The following is a 17,316-nucleotide window of genomic DNA, read 5'->3' on the forward strand; positions in this document are numbered from 1 at the left end:
TATCATTACAGTCAGCTATAGTAATGGACATAACACACCTTACTGTAGTGGTTTGAACACAGGTCGCTGCAACCCTAGGAGTTCAAAATTTATGTTATTAATAAAACCCTCTTTACTCCTGACTCCTGAATCCTGTCTCCTAACTCCCAACTCTTAAATTCAAGTTACAAAAAATAAATAAACCTTGAGCAATTTTGGATCGTTACTCACATCGGGTTATCATCTTATCTTGTCCGCTTGCCATCGATCGCACATAACCCATGACCGCCTCTAAGTCAACCTCCAAACCCCTCGAATGTAAAAATTCCAATGAGCCGCCGATCTCCAATTATAAGGATGTGGATCGGAGTAAGCTCACTCAGATGTTTCAGCATTATGTGGATGTCAAAGCAGCTCATCCCCACGCGGTGTTATTGTATCGGGTGGGAGATTTTTTTGAGTGTTATTTTGATGATGCTGTCACCCTAGCTCAGGAATTAGAACTGGTTCTGACTAGCAAGTCAGTGGGAGATGTGGGCAGAATTGCAATGAGTGGTGTACCTCACCATGCTTGGGAACGTCATGCAACTTTGTTGGTAGAAAAAGGTTATGCGGTCGTAATTTGCGATCAAGTGCAAGATGCTTCGGAGGTATCCCCCGGTAAGTTAGTGCGTCGGGAAATAACACGCATTCTTACCCCCGGTACTTTGCTCGAAGATGGAATGTTGACTTCTAGTCGCAACAATTATTTAGCAGCGGTTGTAATTGCTGGGAAACATTGGGGTTTGGCTTATGCAGATATCTCTACAGGGGAATTTCTCACCACCCAGGGAAGCGATTTAGAACATCTAACTCAGGAATTAATGCGCTTACAACCGAGTGAAGTCTTATTTCCCACCAATGCGCCAAACTTAGGAATGTTATTACGTCCCGGTGAAAAGTCGGACGACTTACCGGAATGTTTACCCCCTTCATTTTGTTATTCGCTGCGATCGCAAATTCCTTTTAGTCAGGGGGAAGCTAGAGCAAGGTTATTAAATAAATTTAAATTGCGTTCCTTAGAAGGAGTTGGTTGCGAACACCTAACTTTAGCCGTGCGGGCTGCAGGAGGGTTATTAGAGTATTTAGAGGAAACCCAAAAACACGATTCTGTTCCCCTCCAACCATTGCGCACCTATACCCTGAATGATTTTTTGATTGTCGATCATCAAACCCGACGGAATTTGGAAATTACCCAAACCATTCGCGATGGTTCCTTTGCTGGTTCTTTATTATGGGCGATGGATCGAACCAGTACGGCGATGGGAAGTCGAGCTTTGCGTCGGTGGTTGTTACAACCATTATTGAAAGTTAAGGGTATCCAAGCGCGACAAGATACCGTCAGGGAATTACTAGAAGATACCACTCTACGTCAAGATTTGCGTTTGTTGCTCAAGCAAATTTACGATTTGGAAAGATTGACTGGAAGAATCGGTTCCGGGACTGCAAATGCAAGGGATTTATCGGCTTTGGCTGATTCTTTGGCTCGGTTACCACAAATTGCTAACTTGGTTTCTCAGACGAAATCGCCATTTTTGCAAGCTTTACAAGATGTACCGCCAATCTTAAAAGAATTAGGAGAAAAGATACAGGCTCATATCGTAGAATCACCACCAATGCACATCAAAGAAGGTGGTTTAATTCGATCTGGAATCAATCCGCTTTTGGATGAAAGGCGGGGTATGGTGGAAGAAGACCAAAAATGGATTGCTAATTTGGAGGTGGAACAGCGGGAAAAAACTGGAATCGCTAAACTCAAAGTCGGTTTTAATAAGACCTTTGGTTATTACATTAGCGTTTCTCGACTCTATGCTGACCAGGTTCCCAGTGATTATATTCGCAAACAAACCCTAACCAATGAAGAACGATACATTACACCAGAATTAAAGGAACGGGAAGCTCGCATCCTCACAGCACAGGACGACTTAAATAAGATAGAGTACGAAGTTTTTGTTGCTTTGCGGGATGAAGTCGCCAGCCACGCCGAAACAATTCGCAACATTTCCCGAGCGGTAGCAGCTGCAGATGTACTCTGTGGTTTAGCGGAATTGGCGGTTTACCAGGGTTACTGTTGTCCGGAAATGTTGGAAGGGCGAGAAATTTCCATTGTGGATGGACGACACCCGGTAGTAGAGCAATCCTTACCTGCTGGTTTTTTTGTTCCCAATTCTACTAATTTGGGAAGGAAAATGAAGCGGGAGGTAGAAAACGAAAATAATGCTCCCGACTTGATAATTTTGACCGGACCCAACGCCAGTGGTAAAAGTTGTTATTTAAGACAGGTCGGATTAATCCAGTTAATGGCGCAGATTGGGAGTTTTATCCCGGCTAAATCTGCGAGATTGGGGATTTGCGATCGCATTTTTACCCGTGTTGGAGCGGTAGACGATCTAGCGACAGGTCAATCTACCTTTATGGTGGAGATGAACGAAACTGCAAACATTCTCAACCATGCTACTTCCAGATCTTTAGTATTATTAGATGAAATTGGTCGGGGAACGGCGACCTTCGACGGGCTTTCCATTGCTTGGGCTGTGGCAGAATATATTGCAATGGATATTTGTGCGCGGACGATTTTTGCTACCCATTACCACGAGTTAAATCAATTAGCGTCGATTTTACCTAATGTGGCAAATTATCAGGTTACCGTGAAAGAAATGCCGGATAGCATCATCTTTTTACACCAAGTTCAACCGGGAGGGGCTGATAAATCCTATGGAATTGAAGCGGGTAGGTTAGCTGGTTTACCAGCAACGGTAATTCAACGGGCTAAGCAGGTGATGGGACAAATTGAGGAGCACAGTAAAATTGCTATGGGTTTGCAGAGTTTGGATTGAGCGCTACGCGCAAGTCAAAAGTCAAAAGTCAAAAGTCAAAAGTGCACTAATCATAGGTTTGGGCGTTCATCAATGTCCTAACCTAATTACGTAGTGCTATAAGTGATGCTTTCTTTATTTTGTCTGTGGGACTTATCCATGTCATTGCGACGTAAGAGTCATGCTTTGTTTATTTTGGTTTTTAGGACTCATATCATGTCATTGCGACGTAAGGAAGCAATCCCAAAAACTTAACTTTTAACGAGTGCGTAGGTATTAAATGTAAAGCATGGTAGAAGAACTAGGCGATCGCTCCTCCCCAGACAGCTTATCCCATCTCCGCTGTTTATAACTTGTAGGACAATATAGAAGAGAAATGTCTCACCTACAGCATTAAGAAAAATCGAGGGAAAAACCATGCAATCGGCTTTACGTGTGACAACCAAAGTTTTACCAGGAAACAAAATCGAAATTCAAGTTCCAGAAGCTCAAATCGGCGATAACGTTGATGTATTTGTGATTTTACCGGAGAAAGCTGAAACTAAAAAGCGTTCAGTGCTGGAAATTATAGAAGAAAGTCGCAAGAGACATCCTTCTCGAACTGCTGAGGAAATAGATAGACAACTGCAAGAAGAACGTTCGTCATGGGACAGCTAATACTTCCATCCTCCAGCGCAATTTATGTAGATACTTCCGTGGTTATTTATACTATAGAAGGTAATCCCGACTATTATTCTTTGCTGGAACCACTGTGGTCTAAATTTTATGCGGGAGAAATTCAAATCATTAGCAGCGATCTAACGTTAATGGAGGTTTTGGTCGTTCCATTGCGTAATGGTAATAATGTTTTAGTCGCAGACTACGAAGAACTGTTATTATCATCTCAAGTCCAGCTAATTCCTATTAATCAATCAATATTGCGACAAGCTGCAAATCTCCGCGCAACAACTAGCTTGAAAACACCAGATGCGATTCATGCTGCAACAGCTTTATCGGCTAGTTGCGATCAATTTATTACCAACGATAAAGGTTTTCGTAATGCTCCCGGTTTACTTGTTGTTATCCTCAGTGAAATATTAGCATCTTAAATCTGGATAATGTGCCAAATTACCAGGTGAAATTATAGTCTGTGATCGAATAAAACATCACCACCAAACCCATGTCTGTTCCTTTAACCCACCTCACTGTTGACGAATACCTCGAAGCCGAAGAATCCAGTGAAATTCGTTATGAATATCTTGGGGGTCAAGTCTTCGCTATGTCTGGTGGTAGCAAAGAGCATAATTTGATTACCCTCAATATTGCTAGTAGATTGCGTTCCCATGTACGGGGTGGTTCCTGCAGCGTTTTTATGTCTGACATGAAAGTAAAGCTTGAACTAGCAAATAAAGGCAAAAGCATATTTTACTATCCAGATGTCGTAGTCAGTTGCGACTCCGAAGACCAAGATCGCTTTTTCTTAAATTATCCCTGTTTAATAATAGAAGTACTATCACCCAGCACAGAAACCACAGACAGACGAGAAAAACTTGTTAATTATCGAACTTTAAAAACCTTACAAGAGTATGTGTTAGTTTCCCAAGATGAGGTCAAAGTAGAAGTTTATCGTAAAGATGCTCAGGGAAACTGGTCATTAATCATTTTAGGCAAGGATGATGAGTTGCATTTAGATTCTATTGGAGCAACTTTAACGATGTCAGAAATTTATGAAGATGTTATCAAAGTTTAAGGTGAAGTAAATAAGCAATTACGTCAACAGATAGCTTACGTATTATCAACATGATGACAGTATAAACAAATAAAAATAACATAGAGTCTAATCTGGTTTTTCAGGGTAACTCCTCAAAACACGAAACAGCATAGTTTTTCCACAGCATTGTTGAGAATACCCTTAAAATCACTTTGTCCACATGCTACGAAAAATCAGATAGTCTAATATGTTATTTGCTGTATGACGTGATGAGTATTTAGTTACATCGCTGTCAAAAAAATTGGTATTAAAGCAGCCAGAAGCTGAATAATTAATCTACGAACTTCACCACAATTAAGATTATTAAAATAATTAAATATGAATGTTATAACAAAGTTCTTTAAGTTCTTTAATCGTTTTATCAAAAGGTTCAAGATGTCTCCAAAAAATATATCACCCAATAATCACATTAAAGAATACTTAGACTATTATTGCGATTTATCCTATTCTCCTAAATTGGCTGTCTTGCTTAAAGGAAAATGGGGTTGCGGTAAAACATGGTTTATAAATCAGTATCGTGAGAGACTAAACTCACAGAATAAGAAATCTTTATATGTTAGCTTGTATGGAGTAAATAATTATTCAGAAATAGAAGATTCTCTTTTTCAGCAATTGCACCCTATACTTGCATCAAAACAGATGGTAATAGCAGGAAAAGTTTTCAAAGGATTATTGAAAGGTGTATTAAAGATTGACTTAAACAATGATGGTGAAAATGATGGAACATGGTCTGTTTCTATTCCAAATATAGAAATTCCCAAAAAATTTGAAGATTCTAATTATAGTCTTTTAATATTTGATGATTTAGAACGTTGTAATATAGATATTAAAAATATTTTGGGATATATTAATAGTTTTGTTGAATCTCCAGAACTAAAAGTAGTTTTAATTGCAAATGAAGAGGAAATAACTGATGACACAATGTACGGTAAAAGTAAGGAAAAACTAATTGGGAAGACTTTTGAAATTATTCCTGATTTTATAGGAACATTAGAGGACATTTTAAAGCAAGTACATAATCAAGATGTCAGAAAATTTATATCAGGCAATCAGGATTTAATTGAAGCATTTTATAAACAAGCAGAGTGTAAAAATCTAAGAATATTGAATCAAATAATTTTAGACTTTGAGAGGATTTTTGAAAAGTTACCACAAAAAGCACAGAATAAAGAGGAATTACTAAAAGATATCTTAGAAGTACTGATAATTTTTTCTATTGAAATTTCTTATGGAACACTCCAATCAAAAGATATCAGTCAAATACCAGAAAAGTTATCAAAGGAATTAGCACATGCAAGCCTTAAAGGAATGGAACTGATTGATTGTAAAGACAAAGAAAATAATGCGAAAGAAGAAAAGTCTTTTCTACAGATATTTCAAAAATATACCAAGATTTATGATTCCATATTTCTAAATGGGCTTTGCCCTGATTTTTCATGGTGGGAACAGTTTTTTGATAAAGGTGTTATTGATGAGGAATCTCTAGAAAAATTAATGCCAAATAGCAAATATTTTCAAGATGAGAATACACCTATTTGGATAAAGTTATGGCATTATAAGATGCATACTGATAATGAATTTGAGGGAATACTTAGGGAAGTAGATTCAAAATATATAAATAGATATTATAAAGATATCGGAATAATTAAACATATTACCGGGTTATTTTTACTATTTTCTGATGCAGGGATATATCAAAAAGATAAGGCAGATATTCTTAATGAGGCAAAAAGATATATTGATTATTTAAAGAGTAAGAATGAGCTAGATACAAAATATAGTGATAATTCACTCGGCAGTTATATGGGACTTGGTTTTCAAGCCAAAGATTTTCAAGAATTTGAAGATTTTGATAAATATATTAAAGACTCTCAGGAAAAATTAAGGCTTCAAAATATGCCTAATGAGGCACAAAAAATACTAGATATTATGAATAGTGATATTAGTAAATTTAGATCAATGATATGTATCGGTTATTCAACTAACTCATATAAATCAGAAGATAAATATTATGATATTCCTATTTTGAAATATTTAAAACCAAAAGATTTTTTTTCAGCAGTTTTAACATTATCAAATGAGAATATATATTATGTTTTTTCTTCACTCACAGATAGATATAAATATACAGATATTCAGAACCGAAGATTAGTTGATGAATTGAATTTTCTCAAACAAGTTCAAAATTTATTAAAACAAAAAGTCCTTCAAAGAGAAGGAAGAATTAGTGGATACTTATTAAGTCAGTCAAACGAAATCCATCTACAAACAACTATTAGTCATCTTGAAAATATAAAACAATCTCCGCAGCAAAATAGTACACCAACTAATTATGCTAAATCCCCCGATCCCAATACATCTTCAACTATTGTTGGACAGATCGAACCTTAATCGAGGATAAAAATTAGATTTCCTATTTGCATCTCACCAAAAACCCGTAGAGACGCGACATGTCGCGTCTCTACAAAATATCAAAATGAAAGCTAGTAACTCACCAAACCTAAACTCCTCATTCCTCTAAGTCGCACAACTTAAATCCTTCACCTTTTGGGTAAACCGACTATTCTCCCGATAATCCACCGGACAATCAATCACAGCAGGAACATCCTGTGCTAAAGCTTCCTTAATAATCGGAACCAAATCGGTAGCAGATTCAACTCGATAGCCCTTCAAACCCATGCTTTCCGCTAACTTGACAAAATCTGGGTTGTTAAAATGGACAAAAGACGAATGACCTTCACCAAACTGATTTTCCTGTTTCCATTCGATTAAACCGTAACCACCATCATTGAAAATTAGGGTGACAAAAGGTGTACCAACTCGTTTCGCAGTTTCTAATTCCTGACAGTTCATCATAAAACCACCATCTCCTGTCGCAGCTATCACCTTGCGATCCGGGTGAACTAGTTTTGCTGCTAAAGCTCCAGGAATTGCAATCCCCATGGCTGCAAAACCATTGGAAATCAAGCAAGTGTTGGGACTATGACAATGATAGTGACGAGCAATCCACATTTTATGAGCACCAACATCAGAGATGACAATATCATCCGGTCCCATGACCTGACGCAGGTCATAAATTAACTTTTGGGGTTTAATAGGGAACTCATCATCTTTACCATATTCTTCGTAGTCGGCGCGGATATTAGCCCTTAACTTGATTGCGTAAGGCTGCTCTTTATCATCGCGATTGGCTAATTTAAGAATTTCATAGAGAGAATCGGAAATATCCCCAACTAATTCGACCCGGGGAATATAACTACTATCAACTTCTGCTGGGTTAGCAGCAATATGAATTATGGGAATATCGCCGTTAGGATTCCATTTTTTAGGAGAAAATTCGATTAAATCGTAACCAATAGCAATTACTAGATCGGTATGGTCAAAACCACAGGTAATAAAATCTTTTTGTTGTAATCCCACAGACCACAATGCTAAAGGATGAGTGTAAGGAATTATCCCTTTACCCATAAAAGTATTAGCAACGGGGATATTCATCTGAGTTGCAAACTGAGTCACCGCATCGCTAGCTTGGGCGCGAATTGCACCATTTCCCACTAAAATAATTGGATTTGTGGCTTGGGAAATCGCCGCAGCAGCAGCCCGAATCGTAGTAAAGGGCGCAAAAGTTTTTTTAATATCGTCTTTCCATAAAGGTTTACCTTCAACCGGCATTGCGGCAATATTTTCTGGTAGATCTATATGAACAGCACCTGGTTTTTCACTTTGCGATCGCTTAAATGCTTTCCGCACAACCTCAGGGGTAATACTGGGACGAACAATTTGTTTGTTCCATTTTGTTACCGGAGCAAACATTGCCACCAAATCTAAATATTGATGGGATTCGATATGCATTCTATCGGTTCCCACTTGACCAGTAATTGCTACCAATGGCGCACCATCAAGGTTAGCATCAGCGACCCCAGTCATTAAGTTTGTCGCCCCAGGTCCAAGAGTAGAAAGACATACCCCGGCTTTTCCTGTCAGACGTCCGTAGACATCAGCCATAAATGCAGCACCCTGCTCGTGACGGGTAGTAATAAATTGAATGGAAGAACCTTTTAAAGCTTCCAAAACATGTAAGTTTTCTTCTCCGGGGAGTCCAAAAACATATTCCACCCCTTCATTTTCCAGACACTTTATCAATAATTCTGCAGTATTCATTGCTATTTTCTTATCTTGTTTGCTTCCAAAGGTATTTGTTTCCAAAAGCCGTTCTACCCTGGGAAAACGAGTTCCCAGGGTTTAAGGATGAAAGTATAGCTAACATCAAGTCTAATTAATGAATTACTTGCTACTGCCTTCTACTAAAGGGGGTAAATCAATTACCAATTACCCGTTACCTATTACCAGTATTAACAGTATAACAAGCACCCAAACAGACTGGATATAAACTTTACTTCACCCACACAGTTTTAACATTGACAAATTCATGTATGCCTTGGATACTGAGTTCTCTTCCATACCCAGAACGCTTTATCCCACCAAAAGGTAATCTGGGGTCGGATTTTACTAACCCATTAATAAACACCGCACCAGCTTCAACTTCTTTTATCAAGCGTTTTTGTTCTTCTGGATCTGCTGTCCAAGCACTAGCACCCAGACCAAAAGGTGTAGCATTTGCTAGTTCAATTGCCGCATCAATATCTGGAACCCGGAATAATAATGCTACGGGTCCAAAGAATTCTTCCTGGGCGATTGGATTATCTAAAGGAATATCTTTAACTATTGTTGGGGGATAGAAATTCCCAGAACCTTTAGAACCTCCAGAACCTTCAGATAAAGGTTTACCTCCAATTAAAACTTTTGCTCCAGCATCTCTACAAGCTTGAACTTGTTTATCTAATTCATCAAGAATACCAGGTGTGGCTAGGGGTCCAATATCAGTATCTGCTTCCATTGGATCACCAACTTTGAGGGCTTGGAATTTTTCCAATAATAATTTTTCAAATTTATCAGCAATACTTTCGGCAACTATAAAGCGTTTAGCTGCGATACAAGATTGACCGTTATTCAACATTCGGGCTGTAATACCCGTGGAAACTGCTGCTTCTATATCCGCACTTTCCAAAACTATAAATGGATCGCTACCCCCCAGTTCCAAAACAACTTTTTTAATTTGTTTTCCAGCAGCAGCAGCTAAAGATGCACCTGCAGGTTCGCTACCCGTCAATGTAGCAGCTTTTACTCGATCGTCAGCAATAATATCCGCGACTTGAGACGCACCGATTAACAAAGTTTGAAATACCCCTTCAGGAAATCCAGCTTTTTGAAAAACCTCTTCAATTGCTAAAGCACATTGGGGAACATTGGAAGCATGCTTCAATAAAGCAACATTTCCCGCCATTAATGCGGGTGCAGCAAAGCGGAAAACCTGCCAAAATGGGAAATTCCAAGGCATTACCGCCAAAATTACACCCAATGGCTGATAGGAAACAAAACTCTGACTTCCATCCGTTTCCACATGGACGTCAGCAAGAAATTCAGGTGCATGTTCGGCATAAAAGTTACATACCCAAGCACATTTTTTGACTTCAGCAAGAGCACTTTTGTATGTTTTGCCCATTTCCAAAGTCATGATAGAAGCAAAAGCTTCTTGATTTTTCTCTAAGATTTCAGCACAACCTCGAATTAATTCTGCTCTTTGGGCAAAACTAGTTTTCCGGTGTTTGGCAAAAGCCTGTTGTGCTAAATCTAGCTTTGTAGCGATTTCTGTTGGTTTTAGTGGCTCAAAACTTTTGTGCAACTTTCCAGTTGCCGGATTAATTGTTGAGATAGCCATTAGCTGACCTCCCTTTCGATTTTTTAGTGTGGCATTCCAGTTTGACAAATTTACTCTGTATAAACCACTAACCAGATTGTAGTCTCGGAATTCCTATTTTTTTATAAATGTTAAAAATTCAAAACTTAAAAATTTAAATTCTCATTTGTCTTAAATACAGCTTTCCCTCAATTTAATAGCAATTTAAGCAAATAATTATATGCAGATAATTACAGTTATTGATGAGTTGATAGCAACTAATTAGACTAATTTAAATGGCATAATTACTTAGACAATTACTTCTGTTTTGGCAAAATAATTATTTATTTCATAATTCTTGATGAAAATATTTATTGTTAATTGATTGATTTTAAACAGCTGCGAATAAAAGGAAATAATTCAGTGAAAATATTACTAATTCAGGGAATTTTTGGGAATTGTCCTAATTACTTCAAAGTATAAAAGTAAGAAAATATAAATTTAATATCTCAATAGTATGCTCTGATTTCTTAGCTCAATTTTAGACAATGTTTATAAAAAACAGTCAATGAATTAACTTTAATTGCTAATTTTTTTAATTAATTTTGATTGAACCATTTATGTGGTTTGAATGAGACAATTTGTGTGCTACAGTGTTTCCATCTGTTTTATGAAAACGTTTTAAATAGATTGGTAAATACTCACTTTCAAGCAATTGTCACTGAATTTTGACAGGGTTAAAACAGATAAAAAATCGACAAAAATTATGATAAATTAGAGTTTTAATTTAAATATTGCGTCATACATTTAATGAATTTAAATCCTCCGTTAGTAAAGTAATCCCACTACAAATATACCTCTATCGATTTTTGTACCTAAATCGGAGTTTAGTACAGCAATAGTTAATGCTTGTTCTTAAAGAAACTAAGTAAACTTTCTTTGCTTTTGCCCGTTTTCTTTACCTATTATCTTAGCTATTAACCATCTTCTAGCTTTATCCATATGAGAAAATTTCAATTCAGAGATATACAGCACTTTGCAAATAGATGAGGTACATTTCCTTTGCTCCCTGCTCCTCTAAATTATTAAAGATATGAGGTGTACCTCACTTAAATGAGATAGGTTGTACGCGTATCCTCAATTTCCAAAGCGTCTATCTATATCATTAGCGACAGAATCACTTTGACTGTAGTTTACTTTTAAAGAATTACCATCCTCAGATAGATTATAAGCTAAAGGTTGAGTATGGGAAATTTTTGTTTTTCCTTCACGCAACAATTTTTGTAATGGATACTCTGCAATTGAATTTTTCAGCGCAGTTATCCGCTGGGAAACTGTCAAATTTCCAGCATCAACATCATCCTTATTACTTTGAGCTAAGATCGTCATTGCTCTTAAGCATCCTTCCGCTTCAAAACCTGCACGAACTGTAGCCAAATAAGCACTTTTGTCCAACTCTAATTCTCGACTTCGGGTTTCATCAATCCAACTTTGCTCTAGCTCTTGAGTTTTCCTTACAACAATTTCATCTATTCGTTTCTGCTTTTTTCGACTTATACGCCTTCTGTGTCTACGACTACCAATTACAGAACCGGCAAAGTCACCAATAAAACCAGGAAGTAAATGGTCTGTGATCACACTCCCAACAACATTCATCGCATTGTGTTTGAGTGTATTATTTTTTTTTCCCAATACTTCTTCTTTTGCTTCTTCTTTGATTTTTGCAATCAGTTCTTGCTTTTGGGTTTCATCAAGAGTCCTATAGTTGTGAGTGCGTCGAGCAATTTCTCGACTGACAATACAAGCTACCCCAGAAGAATCCCCATTCAAAAGTCTCAGAGCACGACGTTCAATCTCAATAGAATTCAGATTGTTGCTAACAGGAGAATTCTTCAATCTGGGAACAACTGTTACCACCCAAGAGCGATCATCAAATTGATTTGCACGAGAAACTCGATCCACAATCCGGTAAAGAGCATAAAAGTCAGAATCAAGTTCTTTTTTCGCTTGTTGGTATAAAACTATTTGCGGTGCTGAAGATTCAGCTTCCGATTCGCTTTCAGGAATTCCCTCAGTTTGTGCTAATACGACATTGGGAAATAAAAGCAGGTAAAGAGAAACGAGACTAAAAAACTTTGTTTTAAAAAAATACATTTTTATCACCTGCTATATATATAAATTACAAATGGAATTCAATATTAACAGTGCAATTACTGATTCAAAATGTTATTTTCTGGGAATTTTTAAAAATTATTCTCAAATGATTTTCAGAAATAGCCAATCTTTGTGACTGTTTATTGTTATAAATTTTCAGATTATTTTTTTATGTTTATTTTTTTATATTGTAGAGACGTAGCATTGCTACGTCTCCAGAGGTTTCGCAGATTAACTAAACCATCAGACTAATGCGCTTGACAAATCACTAACAGGTTTCGCACCACGACTAAACTACGTGGTGGAAAGTTATGAATCTAAATCTTACAGGAAAGATAGTGACAATTTGGTGACGTTCAGACTTTCGTGACTTTTAGAATTTTACGACTTTTAGACTTTCATGACTTTTAAAACTTCGCGACTTTTAGATTGCGGAATTTCGAGCGTCAATAATATTACCAGCAGCGACACACACACCTGCAATCAGAAACGCGATCGCACTCACCACAGCAGCAAACTCAGGAGCGATCGCTTTAGGATCTGGGAATGTAGAACCAAAAATACTCATAGCTAAACCAGCTCCACCAAAATACATCCCAACACCTAATCCACCCCGATGAGGTGGAACCATTTCTAAAGCAAAGGGAAGAGTACCATTCAAAATAAAAATAAATGCTCCAACCAAAAGAGCAAGAACTATAAATTGTGCCCCAATAAAAGGCATCAAAAACATTAACACAACAGTAACACCGCTACCACCAAGCATTGCTTTACGATTTCCAATTTTTGTCGCTACAGCACCTGCGGGTAAAGCTGCGATCGCGATCGCAATCCCAAAGATAGCTAATTGTAATTCCACATTATCAAGGCTCAACTGAACTTTGAGAAATTTCCCCACAGCATCTAGTAGCAAGCGATAACCCCAAGCAAAACTAGCACCCAAAGTAAAAATTAAACCCAAAGCGGGAAAGGAAACAGGTAATGGTGCGACCGCACGATGTCGATCTACTGGTTGGTCTGATATGCTATCCGGTGGATGGACGAATCTTAAAATTGCAGCAGAAGCTAACAAAACAAAGGAAGCAGTAGTAAAAGTAGCTATTGGACCCAAACCAAGAATAAAATCATAAGCAGTCAATCGAAAAGCACCAATAATTCCAATAATCAAAGTTAAGACACTTACAGCCATTGGTAAACTTTTTGGCAATGCATATCTTCCCAACAAAGAAAGTACCGGGCTGCGGAATACGGTCATTGCTAATGCCCAAGCTACCATTAAAACCGGCAAAATGTATCTAATTACTGATTCTGGTGAAGTAAAAGTTACAAGACATGGGATTGCAATCAATAAACTTGAAGAAAGAAGCACTCCCGCAGTAATAAAAGGAAACTTGCTACCAAACCAGCGCTGCATATTATCAGAAAGTGAACCCATCAAAGGTTCCATAACCACCGCCAAAGCATTTTCGAGAATTAGTAAACTAATTGCTAAAGACTTAGGAAAGCCAAACTCAACTAATAACTTAGGTAAATACAAATTGTAAATCACCCAAGTAATACTAATCGCCCCCTGTACCATACCTAAACAACAAACTTGTAGCCACAAAATATTTGTGTAATTATTATTTATTTGATTTTGACTTTGTGTCATTTTTATGGCACCGTCTAACTTTCATACGGGTACTTTAGGTTATGAAAACATAGTATATTCAGCGAATAAATTTATATCTTGCTGTCACAAAAATTTAATCAAGAAAAATTGAAGTTAGAGAATTTGAAGTTAGAGAATTTGAAGTTAGAGAATTTGAAGTTAGAAAAATCAAACTTAGAAAAATTAAATACGAATTAACGAAAACCCTCCTTGTTGTGGAGGGTCGGGGAGAATAGAAAAATTTGTAGTGTAATCTGTAGAGCTTCAGGTAGATTTTGCTTCGCAGCTAGGACTGGGAACTCAATGTTTAGATTTCAGGTTGAGTAAATCAAATCTTCCAAGGATAAAGTTACAAAACTGCTAAAAGACAAAGTATCAAATAATAAACCGAACCAGCAAATACAATACTATAGCGACCAACTGTAACAACATCACTGGAATACCATAATGGAGGAAGTTTTTAAACGAAATTCGACTTCCTTGTCTTTCAGAATAGTTCACCGCAATAACATTACTAATTCCACCAACTGCGGTACCATTACCTCCCAAAGTCACACCGAATAGCATTGCATAAAATAACAATAAAGCCTCAACAGATAATTGTCCTTGAAAATTAGATAAAAGAAAACTTGAATTTGCGAGCCCCACACTCACAATATATTCTTTGAGTAATGGTAACATTGCCACAACCAAAGGAAGGCTAGGAATTACAGTTGATATAATGCCACAACAAAATAATAAAATTAGTAAGCCAAATATAATATTTGTGCCAAAAATAGCGGCTATTATTCTAGATAAACCATTGACTACACCAGCTTTTTCTAATCCACCAACTACGACAAAAATACTCACAAAAAATATTAAAATACTCCAGTCAATATCTTGAAATATACTATTGACTAAATTCATCCGATTTTGGTGGGATGAAAGTACAACTAAAGCCGCTGTAAATAAAACATAAATTGTTGGTGAGACATCATAATTGAGTAATTGGGTAAAAATAAAAAATATTCCTATTCCCAAAATAATTAATCCACTGGAATTTAAAAAATTACGAGCATGGATTTGGGGTAATCTTTGCCGGTCAAAATCTTCAATTTTAGTTTTCCAAATCTTTTTCCATAAAAATGGCAACATTACTGTAATTGTTCCAACAGCAAATAAGCCTCCTAAACCAACTTGCCATAAATAATCTGTAAAATTGAGATTTATCCCATCAGCAACAATAAAAGTTGCCCGATCGCCAAAAATAGTTAATAATCCAGCACTGTTTGCAACTAGTACCAGCAAAACTAGTAATGGTGCTAAATTAACCATTAATTGACGGGCTAATTCTGGCATCAAAGGAGCTAAAATAATTACTGCGATCGCATTAGGCAAAAAAGCTGAAGTAAGAGAAGTAATCCCAACAATAGTTAGTAATAAACGTTTACCTTCTCCCTTGGCAAATAAAAATATTTTTGTAGCGAAATATTCAAATATTCCAGTTTGTTCCCAGGCTCTGACTAAGACCATAAACCCAAACAATAAAGCAAGGGTATCATCACTTCTGGCTATATAATCTATAGCTTCTCGAAGTGATATGACATTAGTAAAAATTAAAAATAGGGCTCCTAAAAAAGTAGCAATTGTAATATCAAACCATTCTGTTGTGAATACCACAACTATCGCTACAAGGGTAAGCACACTCACAACGGCTTGCCAATTTTCCACAAGCAACTCCTAGAGTTTATTAATATTGAATCGACGATTCTTCGCATGCTAGCGAAAAAAAATCGAGACAATACATTGTTATTATTTAAAATTATTAAATTACTTCTAATAATATCAAAATAATTATTCTTTATATGCTTGTATAGTAAGGGTTTAAGATATTTGATAGACTTAAATTAATTATAATCAGAAGTTGATTAAAGAGAGCAAAACCATATCTCAATTAAGATTATTAATCTGTTAATTAATACACAAAAAATTTATTTTATTTATTAGACTGGGTATTAGAAGGTTACTTTATAACTACATCACAATTTGGGAAAATTATAGATTATCCCTTAGAAATATTTTTGTTTCTTAAGTACCTGTCCTGCCAAACTATTAGTTAAACATCATAGATTGACTTTAAAATAAAGGTCTAAAAACCCAAGCTATGTAGAAGATAAAATGTTAGTAAATAAGGTCAGCTTTCCTTGTAAAGTGTGCTTTTTGGGCTTTTAAATTGAGTTTTTTTTTTCAGTATACTAAGTACCAAAGAGCCATCTTTTTAATTAATTTGTTTGGGAAATATTTACGACAGTAGCAATGATTATTCGACGATGAAAATATTAGAAGTTAAAAGATGAGTGTTCCTGTAATCGATAATTATCAATTATTTTTCGTACTTTTTCAGGATTAGGTATTCCATCTACTTGAATTTCAATTTCTGACTGACCAGCACTAGAAATTCCGATATTTCCAATATTAAATACTCTTTGAAAAGGAGTTTGCCAAACTTGGACATTCCTCACATCGGAATGAAATATCTCATTCGTATATCTAGAAAGTATTCCCTTACTAAAGATTGTTCGTTTGTCTGTGACTGTTAAAGTCGTTTGAGCAACATCTAACCACCAGAAAAGTAGAATTAGCAGACCTAAGCCAAATGCAGCAATCAGAATTATGGCGAGCAAAAAACCAAGAGGGTTATTTCGGAACATTGCTGGATGAGACTTGTATAGTTGTTTTTCCATGACCAGTAACACCAGAGACGTGCGATATGAAGCTGTATAGCGCTACGCGCAAGTAAAAAGTCATTAGCGGAGCGTGTCCGTAGGACATAAGTCAAAAGTCATTAGCATCTAGCGCAGCGTACCGGATCCGCAGGTAGCACAGCTATAGGTATTGCGTGTCCGTAGGACATAAGCCAAAAGTCAAAAGTCAAAACAGACCGCGCCAAAGGCGAGCAAAAGTCAAAAGCCTAATACGTATTGCTTTTAAGGTAAATATATGTCCTAACGTAACTTCGTAGTGCTATATGTTAAATATTTGGCGTTAAACTAGGGGTAACTCTTCAGCTTAGTTTAAATGTACCCCCATATATACTATTTGCTCAACCCCACATTCCCAATTACCCATCCCCAATTACCAATTCCCCGATTCCGTATCACCTAACCATTCAGAAACTCCCCAAAACCTGATACCGTCTAACAAAGGA

At 36.7% G+C, this 17,316-nt stretch carries 11 protein-coding genes; 5 read left to right on the top strand and 6 right to left on the bottom strand.

The window, feature by feature from the left end; translation table 11 throughout:
- Positions 1–260: 260 nt before the first annotated feature.
- The 5 genes from mutS to QNJ50_RS02075 all read left to right on the top strand — a co-directional run bounded on the left by mutS (position 261) and on the right by QNJ50_RS02075 (position 6,975).
- Entirely contained in the window at positions 261–2,855 is a 2,595-nt protein-coding gene (gene mutS / locus QNJ50_RS02055) for a DNA mismatch repair protein MutS (protein ID WP_300631485.1), read from the top strand.
- Between the two features lie 396 nt (positions 2,856–3,251).
- Positions 3,252–3,491: a hypothetical protein gene (locus QNJ50_RS02060; protein ID WP_300631487.1), complete on the top strand. Its 240-nt coding sequence runs from the start codon at positions 3,252–3,254 to the stop codon at positions 3,489–3,491.
- Positions 3,479–3,922: a type II toxin-antitoxin system VapC family toxin gene (locus QNJ50_RS02065; protein WP_300631489.1), complete on the top strand. Its 444-nt coding sequence runs from the start codon at positions 3,479–3,481 to the stop codon at positions 3,920–3,922. Before QNJ50_RS02060 ends, QNJ50_RS02065 begins: the two co-directional genes overlap by 13 nt.
- 71 nt (positions 3,923–3,993) lie before the next feature.
- The gene (locus QNJ50_RS02070) at positions 3,994–4,563 is read left to right on the top strand and encodes a Uma2 family endonuclease (RefSeq protein WP_300631491.1); all 570 of its coding nucleotides are present in this window, start codon (positions 3,994–3,996) and stop codon (positions 4,561–4,563) included.
- 396 nt (positions 4,564–4,959) lie between these two features.
- Positions 4,960–6,975 carry a P-loop NTPase fold protein gene (locus QNJ50_RS02075; RefSeq protein WP_300631493.1) on the top strand — a complete coding sequence of 672 codons (2,016 nt, stop codon included), beginning with the start codon at positions 4,960–4,962 and terminating at the stop codon, positions 6,973–6,975.
- A 126-nt stretch (positions 6,976–7,101) separates the two neighbouring features.
- Here QNJ50_RS02075 and QNJ50_RS02080 read toward each other — a convergent pair whose 3' ends face one another.
- The 6 genes from QNJ50_RS02080 to QNJ50_RS02105 all read right to left on the bottom strand — a co-directional run bounded on the left by QNJ50_RS02080 (position 7,102) and on the right by QNJ50_RS02105 (position 16,852).
- Positions 7,102–8,745, bottom strand: a complete 1,644-nt coding sequence (locus QNJ50_RS02080; RefSeq protein WP_300631576.1) for an acetolactate synthase large subunit — start codon at positions 8,743–8,745, stop codon at positions 7,102–7,104.
- Positions 8,746–8,977: 232 nt separating this feature from the next.
- A complete protein-coding gene (locus QNJ50_RS02085; protein WP_300631495.1) occupies positions 8,978–10,363 on the bottom strand; it encodes an NAD-dependent succinate-semialdehyde dehydrogenase in 1,386 nt (461 codons plus the stop codon).
- Between the two features lie 1,095 nt (positions 10,364–11,458).
- Positions 11,459–12,475 carry a peptidase M48 gene (locus QNJ50_RS02090; protein ID WP_300631497.1) on the bottom strand — a complete coding sequence of 339 codons (1,017 nt, stop codon included), beginning with the start codon at positions 12,473–12,475 and terminating at the stop codon, positions 11,459–11,461.
- 424 nt (positions 12,476–12,899) lie between these two features.
- The gene (locus QNJ50_RS02095) at positions 12,900–14,126 is read right to left on the bottom strand and encodes an MFS transporter (RefSeq protein ID WP_300631499.1); all 1,227 of its coding nucleotides are present in this window, start codon (positions 14,124–14,126) and stop codon (positions 12,900–12,902) included.
- A 375-nt stretch (positions 14,127–14,501) separates the two neighbouring features.
- The gene (locus QNJ50_RS02100) at positions 14,502–15,839 is read right to left on the bottom strand and encodes an SLC13 family permease (RefSeq protein WP_300631501.1); all 1,338 of its coding nucleotides are present in this window, start codon (positions 15,837–15,839) and stop codon (positions 14,502–14,504) included.
- Positions 15,840–16,447: 608 nt separating this feature from the next.
- On the bottom strand, positions 16,448–16,852 hold the full coding sequence (locus QNJ50_RS02105; RefSeq protein WP_300631503.1) for a PH domain-containing protein: 405 nt from the start codon (positions 16,850–16,852) through the stop codon (positions 16,448–16,450).
- Positions 16,853–17,316: the final 464 nt, after the last annotated feature.

It is taken from the genome of Mastigocoleus sp. MO_188.B34 (genome assembly GCF_030065675.1).
Lineage (GTDB): Bacteria > Cyanobacteriota > Cyanobacteriia > Cyanobacteriales > Nostocaceae > Mastigocoleus.